The sequence below is a fragment of the Streptomyces sp. NPDC058619 genome (genome assembly GCF_042717785.1).
In the GTDB taxonomy this organism is placed as follows: Bacteria; Actinomycetota; Actinomycetes; order Streptomycetales; family Streptomycetaceae; genus Streptomyces.
On the sequence record NZ_JBHXQN010000055.1, the window covers coordinates 1 to 12160 of the forward strand.

General features: G+C 70.5%; 15 protein-coding genes and 4 pseudogenes. 8 read left to right on the forward strand and 11 right to left on the reverse strand.

Going from position 1 to position 12160, the window contains the following annotated elements; translation table 11 throughout:
- Together ACFWTC_RS32070 and ACFWTC_RS32075 are read right to left on the reverse strand one after the other, a co-directional pair.
- On the reverse strand, positions 1 to 149 hold a 149-nt coding region (locus ACFWTC_RS32070; RefSeq protein ID WP_384074860.1), incomplete at its 3' end, for a chaplin family protein.
- An 818-nt stretch (positions 150 to 967) separates the two neighbouring features.
- On the reverse strand, positions 968 to 1216 hold the full coding sequence (locus ACFWTC_RS32075; protein ID WP_383923591.1) for a hypothetical protein: 249 nt from the start codon (positions 1214 to 1216) through the stop codon (positions 968 to 970).
- Positions 1217 to 1354: 138 nt separating this feature from the next.
- Here ACFWTC_RS32075 and ACFWTC_RS32080 point away from each other — a divergent pair, with 138 nt between their 5' ends.
- Entirely contained in the window at positions 1355 to 1525 is a 171-nt protein-coding gene (locus tag ACFWTC_RS32080) for a hypothetical protein (protein ID WP_384029615.1), read from the forward strand.
- Positions 1526 to 1815: 290 nt separating this feature from the next.
- Here the strand turns inward: ACFWTC_RS32080 and ACFWTC_RS32085 are convergent, their stop codons facing one another.
- Together ACFWTC_RS32085 and ACFWTC_RS32090 are read right to left on the reverse strand one after the other, a co-directional pair.
- Entirely contained in the window at positions 1816 to 2046 is a 231-nt protein-coding gene (locus ACFWTC_RS32085) for a DUF6480 family protein (RefSeq protein WP_384029617.1), read from the reverse strand.
- Positions 2047 to 2311: 265 nt separating this feature from the next.
- Positions 2312 to 2885, reverse strand: a pseudogene (locus ACFWTC_RS32090) (isochorismatase family cysteine hydrolase).
- 691 nt (positions 2886 to 3576) lie between these two features.
- Here ACFWTC_RS32090 and ACFWTC_RS32095 point away from each other — a divergent pair.
- Complete coding sequence (locus ACFWTC_RS32095; RefSeq protein ID WP_384029619.1) at positions 3577 to 3729, forward strand: hypothetical protein; 153 nt, start codon at positions 3577 to 3579, stop codon at positions 3727 to 3729.
- Between the two features lie 146 nt (positions 3730 to 3875).
- Here ACFWTC_RS32095 and ACFWTC_RS32100 read toward each other — a convergent pair whose 3' ends face one another.
- From ACFWTC_RS32100 to ACFWTC_RS32110, 3 genes are all read right to left on the reverse strand, one after another.
- A complete protein-coding gene (locus tag ACFWTC_RS32100; protein ID WP_384029620.1) occupies positions 3876 to 4187 on the reverse strand; it encodes a hypothetical protein in 312 nt (103 codons plus the stop codon).
- A 380-nt stretch (positions 4188 to 4567) separates the two neighbouring features.
- Positions 4568 to 4951, reverse strand: coding sequence for a DUF4142 domain-containing protein (locus tag ACFWTC_RS32105; protein WP_383923671.1), 384 nt, complete (start codon positions 4949 to 4951; stop codon positions 4568 to 4570).
- A gap of 62 nt (positions 4952 to 5013) precedes the next feature.
- Positions 5014 to 5214: a hypothetical protein gene (locus ACFWTC_RS32110; protein WP_383923579.1), complete on the reverse strand. Its 201-nt coding sequence runs from the start codon at positions 5212 to 5214 to the stop codon at positions 5014 to 5016.
- 152 nt (positions 5215 to 5366) lie between these two features.
- On the opposite strand from ACFWTC_RS32110, the pseudogene ACFWTC_RS32115 reads away from it, so the two are divergent.
- Positions 5367 to 5522, forward strand: a pseudogene (locus ACFWTC_RS32115) (CBS domain-containing protein); the annotation flags it as partial.
- A gap of 353 nt (positions 5523 to 5875) precedes the next feature.
- Here ACFWTC_RS32115 and ACFWTC_RS32120 read toward each other — a convergent pair.
- Positions 5876 to 6022, reverse strand: coding sequence for a hypothetical protein (locus ACFWTC_RS32120; RefSeq protein WP_384029621.1), 147 nt, complete (start codon positions 6020 to 6022; stop codon positions 5876 to 5878).
- Positions 6023 to 6344: 322 nt separating this feature from the next.
- Here ACFWTC_RS32120 and ACFWTC_RS32125 point away from each other — a divergent pair, with 322 nt between their 5' ends.
- Together ACFWTC_RS32125 and ACFWTC_RS32130 are read left to right on the forward strand one after the other, a co-directional pair.
- Positions 6345 to 6575, forward strand: coding sequence for a hypothetical protein (locus ACFWTC_RS32125; protein WP_384029622.1), 231 nt, complete (start codon positions 6345 to 6347; stop codon positions 6573 to 6575).
- A 19-nt stretch (positions 6576 to 6594) separates the two neighbouring features.
- Positions 6595 to 6696: pseudogene (locus ACFWTC_RS32130) on the forward strand (hypothetical protein); the annotation flags it as partial.
- 91 nt (positions 6697 to 6787) lie between these two features.
- On the opposite strand, the gene ACFWTC_RS32135 reads toward ACFWTC_RS32130, so the two are convergent.
- The 3 genes from ACFWTC_RS32135 to ACFWTC_RS32145 form a co-directional block, all read right to left on the reverse strand.
- Entirely contained in the window at positions 6788 to 7252 is a 465-nt protein-coding gene (locus ACFWTC_RS32135) for a hypothetical protein (RefSeq protein WP_383923574.1), read from the reverse strand.
- A 348-nt stretch (positions 7253 to 7600) separates the two neighbouring features.
- Entirely contained in the window at positions 7601 to 8917 is a 1317-nt protein-coding gene (locus tag ACFWTC_RS32140) for a DUF418 domain-containing protein (RefSeq protein WP_383923572.1), read from the reverse strand.
- Positions 8914 to 9996 carry an alpha/beta hydrolase family protein gene (locus ACFWTC_RS32145; RefSeq protein WP_383923569.1) on the reverse strand — a complete coding sequence of 361 codons (1083 nt, stop codon included), beginning with the start codon at positions 9994 to 9996 and terminating at the stop codon, positions 8914 to 8916. Before ACFWTC_RS32145 ends, ACFWTC_RS32140 begins: the two co-directional genes overlap by 4 nt.
- A gap of 396 nt (positions 9997 to 10392) precedes the next feature.
- Here ACFWTC_RS32145 and ACFWTC_RS32150 point away from each other — a divergent pair, with 396 nt between their 5' ends.
- The 3 genes and pseudogenes from ACFWTC_RS32150 to ACFWTC_RS32160 all read left to right on the forward strand — a co-directional run bounded on the left by ACFWTC_RS32150 (position 10393) and on the right by ACFWTC_RS32160 (position 11721).
- Entirely contained in the window at positions 10393 to 10749 is a 357-nt protein-coding gene (locus tag ACFWTC_RS32150) for a GNAT family N-acetyltransferase (protein WP_384029623.1), read from the forward strand.
- 260 nt (positions 10750 to 11009) lie between these two features.
- Positions 11010 to 11150: pseudogene (locus ACFWTC_RS32155) on the forward strand (transcriptional regulator); the annotation flags it as partial.
- A 67-nt stretch (positions 11151 to 11217) separates the two neighbouring features.
- Positions 11218 to 11721, forward strand: a complete 504-nt coding sequence (locus ACFWTC_RS32160) for a PaaX family transcriptional regulator C-terminal domain-containing protein (protein ID WP_383923564.1) — start codon at positions 11218 to 11220, stop codon at positions 11719 to 11721.
- Positions 11722 to 12160: the final 439 nt, after the last annotated feature.

The window sequence follows — 12160 nt, forward strand, 5'->3', positions numbered from 1 at the left end:
GGTACCTGGAGGACGTTGCCGGACAGGACGCCGGGGGAGCCGATGGCAGCGCCTTCGGCGGTGGCGTCCGCGGCGGCCATGCCGGCGCCGCCGGCCAGGACGGCTGCAGCTGCGGCGGTGACGGCTACGGCCTGTGCGATACGCGACATCGAGATCTCCTAGAAGAGGGGGCCTGCCGCAGGGATTACGGCATCGGCTCCCGTCAAACAGCACGAGCAAGTGACCGGTTACGGAGATTCGGCCGAAGTGGTGACCCCCAGCCACCGCCCCCATCCCGTCGGCAGGCCTGTTGATATCCGCTCTCCACGGGAGAATCCCCACACCTGGGCACAGGCCCTGCGAGTACCGGGGATGGCGTGGGATCGGGTTGCTGTGCGGCGGGCACCGCTTCCGGGGGCGCTGCGCGCCGGGGTGGCCGCAACGGCGGCCTTGTTTCCGCAGACCGGCCTGCCGTGGACAAGCCGGTCTCGCGCGCTGACTCGGCTTCCCACACAGTATTCGTGGGAAGACGCGCACCTCACGGACGCGGATCAGCCCGGCGGGCGTAGCGTAGAAAGGGCAGCAGGCGGCACAGCGCGGGGGCGGTCATGCACCCCTCGCCCGCCGCCGCGCAACGGGGCCCAGCTCCCAACGGGCCCACGGGCGGTCGGTGTGCCTCCGCCCGGTCCGCGCACCGGCCGGCACCGAAGACGCCTCGATGTGCCCGGCGAATCAGCGCACCGGCCACCGGACCCGGCTATCGGGCCTACAAGGCCGGCCAACGGCACGGCCCGCGCAGCGTCAGGGCATGTCGCCGTACCCGCACCGCGGCTGACCCTTCTGTTCCCGAGCTCCACACAGCAGGCCCCGCCCTGGTTTCGGCTCGCGTATCGGGACAAGCACCCTCGCCGTCACCAGCCTCATCGCCGGCATCGCCTACCTGATGCTCCTCGGGGGGCTCGGCACCTCCTATGAGCGCACCCAGGATTCAGCGGGTGCCGGCACGTGTGGCGGGGCCGTGACGGTTGGTGTCGTTGTCGCGGGCGGCCGAGGCGGCCGCGAGTGCGAGGAGGGTGGCGAAGATGCCGGTGATGAGGTTGCCGGTGATCGAGCGGGTGTGCACGGGGCGACGCAGGTCCAGATGCCGATGGCGGCGGCGGCCCAGGCCATCGAGCGGCCTCTCATCATGGGCGCCCTGCACGGCGAGCGGCAGCGCCCGGCCGAGGACGAGGGGCATGTGGGAGCGTGCGCGCGACCTGTCGGCGCACATGCCTTCCAGCGACCGCTGGCCTCACGTGGGCGGTGAGCCCGTACCAGTCGGGGGGGCTGCCCGAAGCGTGCGGTACGGCCGACACGGGGTGGGTTCGGGGCGCGGTTGTCGTTCCGATTCATCGACATCGTGGGCCGGCGCGTGCTGCACGTCCTCGACGCGGAGGGCTCGCATCCGGGAGACCGCGCCGAGCGGATTCCCCTCGCCGACAGCAGCATCTACGGAGATCCTGCGCACGGGCAGCGGGTGCGGGCACCGGGCCGCGATCACGGGTAGAAGGTCCTGGCCCCCGGTGACGCACTGCGGGCCTACCGTCGACATCAGCGCGGCCAGCGCGGCCCGCTGATTACAGAGGGTTGCGATCCGCTACCGGTACGCGGCCTCCGTGTCTTGATGCCGACGCATCGGATGAGTACGGCGTCCGGCCGCCCGGCGACGCGGCGATGGAGCTGGAGCGCGAGCAGTAGGCGATCTTCGCCAGCCGGCACGAGCGCTGAAAGACAAAGGACCGCGGGACCGCGCCCATCCGACCCCTGACCAAGCTGGGGTGGGCGCGATCAACTACTTCAGAGGTTCAGCGTGATGGCATAGGCCAGGAAGAACAGGGCGATGACGAAGGCAAGGAGGCAGATCAGCACCAGGGGTCCCTTTCCCCAGCCGCGGGTGAGGGGCCGGTACGGTCCGGTTCCTGTGCCAGTGCTTGATTCGCCGGGCGGAGTCTCGCCAGGCGGGACCCCGGTCCCTGTGCCGGGTGAAGGCGTACGGCGCGGATCTGGTTCCGAATCCTGTGCGGACATGACGTGACCTCCTGGCTTGGCAACAGCCGTCAGTGGCCGAGCGGCGCACGCGGCTGGAACTGGGTGTTCAGCGCCTACCCGGCGTTGAGCACACCACGCCGCACGGCTGCGTTGGGGAGACGGTCAAGCGGGAGCGGCAGTCGTCCATCTGCGGCGTGTCCTATGGGCGCTTTTGTCGGCGGCGCCACCATTGGCAAAACATGCCGGTGGCGTTCGAGACCTGAGACCTCTTACCGGGCCAGAAAGCCACGGAACCAGGGCGGTGTCATGGCGCGGTGTCGGTGTCGGCTTCTGCCGGGGTGTCGAAGTGGATGTCATCGGCCCGGCAGCGCTCGGCGTTCATGTTGCGTTGCATCATCTGCAGTGCGGCTTCCGCGAGGTCGGCGTGGATGTGGGCGACGGCGTCGACGGGCACGATGACCTTGAAGTGTCTGACGTGCGCGTCCAGCGCCGAGTACAGCACGCACTGCTCGGTGACCTGCCCCGCATAGGACGAGCCGTTCGATCTCCATCTGTCCCAGTAGATAGGCCAGGGGTGTCTCGAAGAAGATCGAGTGGCGGGCCTTGACGATGAAGAGAGATTCCTCGTCCGGAGCGATCGGCTCGACGAGGCCGCCGTGCGCGCCGTCGAGTGCCGTTTGCAGGAGTTCCCCGTGGTGGGAGCGCCACTGCCCGAAGTTGTCGTTCACGTAGATCACGGGGGATCCGCCGGCCCGGGCGCGCGCGATGAGCGCGATGATGCCCGGCAGCGCATTGCGAACGGAGAGTACGAGCGTATCGGCATCCTCGTGCTCGTACGTGTTGACCATGTCGATCACGACGAGTGCTGTACGCGCCATGCGGAGCGCCTTTCTGGTTTCGGCCCGGTTTCAGCATCGGCTGCCCAGAGCCGACCTGCAGTTTTTGTATCCCCGAGCCGGCATGGCCGAAGCGACGCCACCGCGCCCAGGTTGATGGGTGCGGAAGCGGTTGGGTTGGGGAACGGTCGTGTCTGGCAGCACGGTGGGAGCTGCCCCTGGACGGCAGCGCCTTCCGCCTCTCGGACGGCTGGAACGCAATGGGCCCGCCCACCGCCCCTTTCAGCCCGCCTTCGGAACCCGCACCACCGGCGGTCGCGTGGAGGCCCGCCTCCGTCCCCGCACGAAGCGGCAGCCGATAGTGCGGAAACCGAGCGCCAGAGCCGGCGGGCCGGGCGGTGCCTGCAGTGCGGAATCCCGCAGTGAGCACCACGGTCGACCCCCGCACCCGAGGCAGGGAAGTTGGTGGCTGCCCGGCGTATACACCCCACAGGCCGCCCGGCCGGCCCGGTAGCCCTCTTGGCCACGGTGAGGGCGTCCGTCGTCGGCAAACGGGTACATCCCGGGCGAGTGGTGCGGCTATGTCCGCATGGTGGGGAGGTGGACGGTGATGCCGGGATCAGCCCGGCACGCCGTGAGAGAGGGGAACCGAGCGATGAAGCAGTCCGAACTGGAAACCAAGGTTCAGTAGCTTCAGTAGCTGGAGACGGCCCTGGCCGTCCAGGAGGCGACCATGGCAGGGGCGCAGGCCACGCAAGCCGCGACGCAGGCCGGGATGACCTTGACGTTCGGTGCGACGCACGCGGGAACGTGGTCCGTGATGGTCACCGGCAGCGTCGCGCTGATGGTGGGGATTTTCCTCGGTATGGCCATCGCCAAGGACTGATGCCGGTTCCGCCCTACCGGGAGCCACCGTCTTGCTTTGCGCCGCCCTCTGCCCGGCCTGATGGTCGGGCAGAGGGCGGCTCGCTGCAGCCGACTGGGCAGCGAGGTCTCGCGACGTGCGGCTGGGCTTCTCCCCGGTGATGCGGGTCAGGAGCCGTTGTCGTCGTAGTTGTCCCGGCTGCCGGACTTGGCCAGTCCTCGGCTGATCATGTAGCCGACGGTGAGGATCACGATGTACAGCCAGGCCTTGTCGGCGCGGAAGTAGTCGAGGTGGCCCTCTTCGGTGCCCACGAGCATGGAGGCGATGAGGACCGCGATGACGGCAGCGATGTAGACGAAGAACTCCGTCGTCTTAAGGGCCGACTTCGTCTCGGTCGACAGACGGCGCGTCCGGTGTCCGGAGACGTCGGCACTGGTACTCCGGCGGCCTGAGGTGCCGCCCGGGTTCGCGGTGGTCATGGCGGGTGTCCAATCCGTCGTGCGGAGCACGGAGTACTCCACGGGTCGGGAGGCGCCATGATCGACGCCGTCCCACCAGGCGACTACCCGAAAACCGGCGAGTAAGCGTCACCTAAAGAATAAATCACGCAAACAGGCCAAGGGTGGCACCCTGCGCGGGTTGCCGGCGCAGCTCACCCGGCGACAGCGCTCGGCGCCAAGCCTCGCAGACCTCGCTGCCCCAGGTCGCCGACCGGGCTGGTCGGCGACCAAGGCGGGTGCGAAGCGCGAACAGGGCGCGTGCCGGTGAGGTCGAGCACGCGTAGTGGCTGGTGGGGAACACCCCGCAACTCCAGGATTCCGCCCTCGGCGGGGGTGCGGTTACGCAGGACGAGGCATCGTCACGTGTGGCAGGTCCCGCCGCGGACCATGTCCAGGTGCATGGCGACCTCCGGGCGGGCCTTCTTCGCCGCTGCGGTGGTCTCGGTGTCCTTGCCCTGGCTGATCTGCTGGTCGATCAGCGTGAGCGTCTTGGTGTGGCCGGCTTCCTGGGCCATCAGCCAAGCCTTGTCGTAGTCGGGGCAGGCCTTGGACCGGACGTCGGCGAGCGTGGTCTGCTGTTCACGGGTCGGGGTTCCCGGCAGGGAGACGTCGCCCTCCTTCGCCAGGGCGGAGAGTTCCGCGTCGAGCTTGGTGTGATCGCCGACCAGAGTGGCACCGGCCTGCTTGACGCATGTCGTGGTCGCGTTCTTCCGGGCGTCCTGACCGGCGGCGATCTCTGCCAGGTTGCTCTGTAGGCCCGGCTGGGGTGGCTGCCGTCCGGCCGGGCCTTGGTGCGTGGGCGGTGCTACAGCTCGTCGCCTTCGACATCTCCCTCGTTCACCAGGTCTTCCTCGCGGCGGCGTTTGGTCTCGCCGTCCAGGCCGCGGGAGGCTTTCTCCGGCTGCTGGGGACGCGCCGGGTTCCGGCCCGCAGACTGCTGGCGCTCGGTCTCCGTCTTCTCAGGCCCCTTTTCCCGCTGACCCGGCTGCTGCCGCTTGTCCTGCACGCTGATGACGATGGCTCCTCGGGGTGTGGAAGTCTTACCGGCACCGCGCTGACACAGTCAATGACCCGCTGCATCACTTCGGTCACACAGTGTCGCAAGAGGGAAGGCGGTCCCAGTCGCAGGCGCGTCCGGCAGCCCGTCCCGGAAGCCGGCCCGAGATCCTGGCCACCATGAGCGAGCACCAGGTACGCCGCCTGCCCGTCATCGACGGCCACCGCCTGGTCGGCATCGTCGCCCAGGCGGACGTCGCCCGCGCCCTGCCCGACCCCCAGGTCGCAGACCTCCTGCAAGCACTCTCCGTCGAGTGATACCCGTCTGGCGAAAGGCCACCTCCGGGTTCAGCCCGCCCGGACAGTGACCTTGGGCATATATGCGGCGTTAGCGATTGGCCGGAGCGGCGCACCTTCCCGGGCCGCCCGCTCCGGCACTCCTCCGGCGACCCGTTCGGACCAGACTGGGTGGCGATGCCCGACTCGACGCGGGGCGTCGGCGACGGTCGACTACTCGACCCGCACTACGGCCCGGAGTATCCGCCCGGGGCCCGTCCGAGGTGCTCTGCGCTTTTCGCGGTCCGTGTCCGTGCCTGCTGCCTGCCTGGTCGCGCCGGCCGACTCGGCGCTCGCCGGGAACATTGCCTCGCAGGCATCCGCGAGGGCGCGGTTCAGGGCCGGCAGAGGAGGACCAGGACGGCGGTCGACAGAGCGAAAACGCCTACCGCCAGGCCGGTGACGCGTCGGCACAGCTGGCCGTACCGGTGTGCGTACTCGTCTTTGAGTTCCGCCGCCCGTGCCACGGTCGTGGCCAGCATCTCCCGGCGCAGGCTCAGGTGGTGCTGGGCGAAGCGGTCGCTGATCTCCTCCTGTTCGCCGGGGCCTATTCAGGTAAGCGTGCGCGCGAAGCCGGCTGACCGTCGGCGGAGAACCGGAGCCCGGGCGCGGCCCCTGCGAGAGGTGGACTCGTACGGGCGCGCATCGACCCGGTGACGGGCACCATGGCCCGCACCACGCCGGACGACGCCCGGGTGGAGTTTCCCCGCATCGACGACCGACGCATCGGCCGAGGCCCACCGCTACGCCGCACTGGCCACCGAGACCGGCCGGAGGGACCTGCTGCCCGGCGAGTACGACGCCGTGCGCTTCCACGACACCGAGACCGGCACCGCCCGCGTCGCCTGCGACGGTCGCGGCCGTCCGCTCGGCTTCGTCTTCCCAGGCGGCAACGCCGCCGACTGCACGCGCTTCGAGGAGGTTGTGGACACCATCAAGGTCCGCCGGGCCGGGCCCGGCCGGCCTCGAACCCGCGAGTCCGACCAGGCAGCCGTCACCATCGCGTCCCTATTCCTCTGGCTAAAACCCCTTTGAAGACAAGGCCCTCGTCGTCCCGGCCCAGGAACCTGTCTCCGGCCCCGTGGCCCGCGCCCGCATCCCGGTCCGGGTCCCGCTCGGCCTGCACGGCTGCTGGCTGGCGACGGGCGGCGGCTGAGCGACGCCGCCCCGACAGCAGTGAACGTGAGGAGCTGGCCGCGCTCAGGCGGGAGAACACGCGCAGGGTGAACCGTGCTCCTGAGCCGCTCTCAGTCCCGGGCCAGTGAGGACCGAATAGCAGCCATGAGCTTCTGGCGGGCCTCCCGGAAGGCGCGTCGTACCTGCGCACACTCAGGATCGTCGCGAGTATGACCCGCGACCACCGCGTCCCGGTAGAGGAGCAGCTGGTAGGCGGCATCGCCAGCCAACTGGGCGACGTCCGGTGTGGCCAGTAGCTCGAGTTGGTACTGCTTCGAGTGCACACCGTGGGCCAGGATGCTCGCGCGGGCAAGCTGGGTCCGTTCATCCACTGGTAGGTGCCCGGAGCGGCTGGCATCACTTATGGTGTCGCGCGCCTCGGTCAGCGCCTCCAGGAACTGGGCAGACACCGTGCGCAGGGTCTCCCTGTCGAGCTCGCCCGTGTCCCGTCGCCAGCGCACTCGGTCTGTGGCGAGCGTGCTGCCCACCCCGATGACCGCACCCACCACCGTGGCGACTAACGATATCCATTCCATGGATTGGAAGCCTACGTGGGAGTTCTCGCTTCTGTGCCCGGGGTGATTCTCGTTTAGGTGTCCGGGGGTTGGGTGGGGTCGTGGGGGTTCCTGGGTCTGTGGGCTGTCGGGGCCGGGGCCGGGGCCGGGGATGGGGTGGGGGGCTTGCCTGTTCCGCAGGCTGCAACGACCGTCGCCCGCAGCCCCAGCCCAGAAGAAGGGCCGAGCGTGAGTTCTTTCCGTATTTCCCGGCCTGCGGCACTGATGAGCGGGGGTTCACCCCGATCGTCAGTGCGGAGGCTACTCGCGCGCCCTGCCGGGAGGGCCGGCCCGGCGGGGATTCCTCGCCGGGGCCGACGGTCCGTCACCTCAGGTTCGAGGCCGTCGTCGCCTTCTCCAGCCGTGCCGGCCCGGCGTACCCCCCGAGGTGACACCGCCACCTGAACAGCGGCCTCCCGGATCGGCCGGGTCCGCCGTGCGGTGGTGCCACGGTGGGCGACGCGCCAGGGTAATGGCGCGCAGGAGCCATTCGGCGGGGCCGTACGGGTGGTGGCGCAGCCAGTACCGGCTGAGCGTGAGCTGGGCTGCGAACAGGGTCAGCGCGAGGGCCGCGACGGCGGGCGGTGGCAGGTGGCCGACGAGGCCGGCGCCGTAGCCGGTGAACAGCAGTGCGAGCACCAGTGATTGGGTGAGGTAGTTGGTCAGGGTCATACGGCCCGCTGGGGCGAGTGCGCCCGCGAGGCGGCGTCCGCGGAGGGTGGACAGCAGGCGCAGGAGGGTGGCGGCGTAGGCGGCGGCCAGCAGCGGGGCGGTGATGACGTCGATGCCCAGCCCGAGCAGCTGGTAGGCCGTGCCGGGGTGTTCCGCACTCGTGTGAGCGTACGTCACTGCGCCCGCGAGGCCGACGGTGAAACCGGTCCACTGGAGCCGGCGCAGCAGGGCCTGGTGGCGGGTGACGTCGGCCAGGGCATTGTTCCGGCCCGCGGCCAGGCCGAGGAGGAACGCCGCGAAGGCGGCGGGCGCCTGGAAGAAGGCGAGGAGGAACGCGACGTCGGGCAGCTGCTCCAGGTGCGCGGCGATGACCGATCCCGGGCTGCCGCGCAGGGCTTCGGTGGCCCGCTGGGCGTGGGCCGCGGCGGCGTCCGGGTCGAAGCCGGGGCCGCCGGCGGTGTGCTGGGCGAAGGCGAGCAGCAGATATCCGGCCGCGGTCACGGTGAACAGTCCGATCGCGGTCCGTACCGCTGTACGGGGCCGGACTCGGCGGACGGCGAGGAGGACGAGGCCGAGGACGGCGTAGGTGGTGAGGATGTCGCCCGGGAAGAGGATGACCGCGTGGAACGCGCCGAGGGCGAACAGGCCTGCGCAGCGGCGCAGGAACCTCGGCAGGAACCGGGCCCCGTCCCGCTCGGCCGAGGCGAGTTGCAGGGTGAAGCTGTAGCCGAAGAGGAAGGAGAACAGGAGGTAGAACTTGGCCTCGAAGAAGACCGCGACCAGGTAGCGGGCGGCCTCGTCGACGGCGGAGTCGAATCCCGGGTCCTCCAGGCCGGTGCCGTGGTGGGCGGAGGCGAGGTAGGTGCTGTTGACCATCAGGATGCCGAAGAGGGCGAATCCCCGTAACACGTCGACGTCCGCGAGCCTGCGTACCTTCGCGCGCGGTGTGCTCGGCGGGGTGGTGAGCTCGGTCATCCCGTTGCTCCCGTCAGGTCACCGTGGGCGTCGAGGCGCTCCAGGAAGCGCTGCTGATCCGTCAGGAAGCCGTCGGCGAACAGCACCTTGGGGGCGAGGACGGCGGTGAGGTAAAGCCGGGCCGGGGACTGTTCCACGGCGTGTTTGACGAGGGAGTGGCCGGCGTCGGGATAGTGGAGGACGCGCAGGTGGGAGGCGGGGAGCAGGTTGCGGTAGGTGGTCTCGGTGTCCGTGACGTCGACGTTGACGTCGCGGCCGGCGAGCATGAGCAGGACCGGTATGGGGGGCATGGCCCGCAGGTCGGCTGTCGCGTCGGCGGTGTAGTTGCGGGCGATGAAGCTCCAGCGGGCGGCCGTCACCCCCTGCGGGTCGCCGACGGCGCGTACGTACTCCTCGTGGGAGGCCTGCCGGTCCAGCAGGTCGAGGGTCGTCTGCCGCCGGTGCAGCGCGGTGGCTGTTTCCTCGGGGGAGGCGCCGTTCGCGCGGAGTTCGGCGAGCAGGTTGTAGCGGCCTTGCCGGCGCCAGTCGACCGCAGGGGAGACAGCGATGACGAACCGCACGCCGGGGGTCTGGGCGGCCACCTTGGGCAGCACCCAGCCTGCCTGGCTCGCCCCCCAGAGTCCGATGCGGCGCGTGTCGATGTCCGGCCGCTGCCTGGTCGCCCAGGCGATGGCGTCGGACGTTTCACGGGCCCGCTCGGTCATGGTCTGGTCCAGCCACTCCCCAGCCGAGCCCGCGACCCCGGGCTTGTTCCAGGACAGCGAGGCGTATCCGGCCCGGGCGAGGGATTCCCAGATGGGCCGGTAGAACGTCTCGTGCGTGGCGTCGACCGGCCCGTCGCCGTGGACGAACACGACGAGGCCGAACGGCCCCCGGCCCCGGTGGTCCGGCGGCAGGGCGAGTACGCCGTCCAGGGCCGTTTCGCCGTGGCGGATGGCCACCTTCTCCTCGCGGATCTCGTAGCTGTTCTGCCGTAGCACCACGGCGCCCAGCGCGGTCCCGGTCAGCACCACGGTGACGAGTGACCAGATCACCGCCCGGGCGCGGCGGCCACGCCGGAAGACGGAACGTCGCATCATCCAACCCCCCTTGAATCGTTCTTTAATCAAACGGTCGTTTCTAAAACGAACGTACTACACTCGTGAGTGTTGGACGAGGGATCGGCCGATCGGTGATCGTGGGGAGAGGGTGCGCAGTGGGCAGCACAGGCGGACATGAGGACGCGGCGTCCAAGGAGTTGACCGTCGTACGCGGGGTCCCTGACGGGGCTCGGGCGCGGGTCGCGGAGCTGTACTGGGAGGCGTTCGGCCGCAAACTGGGGGCGGCTTTGAACCCGCCGGAGCAGGGCAGGCCGTTCATCGCCGCGCATCTCCACCGCGACCGGGGCATCGTGGCCCTCGCGGGAGGCCAGGTGGTGGGTGTGGCCGGCTACCAGTGGGGTGGGCGTGGGCTCACCGGCGGCGGGGGTGAAGGACGTGCTGTCCGATTACGGCACGCTGCGGGGGCTGCCGCGCGTCGCGCTCCTCGCCCTGCTCGAACGCACGCCCAAGGACGGGGAGCTGGTCATGGACGGCATCGCGGTCGACTCGGCTCGCCGCGGCCGCGGGATCGGCAGCCTCCTGTTGCGAGAGGTAGCCGCGGTGGCGGCGGACGCCGGCTGCCGCCGGATCCGGCTCGACGTCATCGACACCAACGACCGGGCCCGGGCCTTGTACGTACGGCACGGCTTCGTCGCCGGACGCACGGAGCAGACGCCGTACCTGAGGACCCTGCTGGGTTTCGGCGCGGTCACCGCCATGTACCGCGCCGTCCAGGGGGCGGAGGAGCGATGAGCGGCGCGCCTACGGGTCACCTCGGCTCCGAACCGTCGCCCGCGGCCGCGGTGCCGGCTGCCGCGCCGGCCGCCGCCCCGGAGATTTCCACTCGTGTACTGGTCCACGCCCTGGTACGGGACGACGGCACGGTCGACACGGGTCAGCTCTACTCCGTCGCCGGGGCCCTGGGCATGAGCGATCAGCAGGTCCGCCTGTGCATCAGACGGCTCGTCGCCGAGGGCCGGTTCACCCACGAGGGCCGGGGCCGCAAGGCCGTCATGCACGCCGTCGCGGACGTTTCCGGTTCCATCGCACCCCACGTCGACCACGTCCGCCACGCCTACCGGCATTACCGGGGCCTCGCCCCCTGGGACGGCACCTGGCACCTGTTCGCCTTCGCCATCGCCGAATCCAACCGCCAGGCACGCGACGCCCTGCGCGAGACCCTCCTCCAGCTCGGCGCAGCCCCCTCCAGGGGGCCTGTACGTGAGCCCGCACCCCATCGAAGCGCACATCGAAGCCCAGGCCCGGCACCTGAGCGTCCTGGACACCGTCACCTTCCTCACCAGCGAGGACCTGCGCATCGGCGACGAAGGCGATCCCCTGCGGCTGGCCTCCGTCCTGTGGCCCCTCGATGAGATCGCCACAGGGTACGAGTGGCTCGCCGCGCTCGCCGACGCCCAGCTCGCGCGGCTCGACCAGCCAGGACGCTCGGTGCAGCCCTCCGACCTCGAGCAGCTCACCCTCGCCATCACGCTCGCCTCGGCCTTCACCGATGCCATGAAGCCCGACCCGCTCCTCCCGACCGAACTGCTGCCCCAGCCCTGGCCGGGCACCCGGGCCGCCCTGGCCGGGCACCCGGGCCCGCGAACTGGCCGCCCAGTGCCGGAACGTCCTGCACGGATACGCCTCCGGGGACCGCGAGCGCCTCCGCCTCTTCCGTCTGTACGCGGGCATCACCACGCGCGCCGGAGGGACGTAGTCCACTGAGCGCCCGCTGGAGGACGGAGAGGCCGTTCCCGCCTCAAGGGCGACGGCGACGCCCTGCGCGCCAGCGGTCGGCCGCGCCGTGGTTCCTAGTTTCCGCCGGCTTCGCCTCCCGCGCGGCAGCGGGGCCGGACAGGACAGGAACACTCTGTCCGGCCCCGCTGCTCATCCGTGCGGCTATGCCCAACCTCATGCCGACCTTGGATAGCTGCTCCACCCGCTCCGGTGTCAGGGTGGCGGCCCGGCGGTGCTGGTTGTCGACCCACGTCCCCAGCTTCAGCGGTACGTCCCGCTGCGCCTGGCCGCCGCCTTTCGTGTGGGTACGCGGGCGCGGCTACGCGTCGGCCCCGGATTCGCGGGGCCGGCCGGGTGCGTAGAACGCGAAGTTCGCACAGGCGGCCGGGCGCGTATCCGGTGGCGTGTCCGGTCGTTGAAGGGCCGG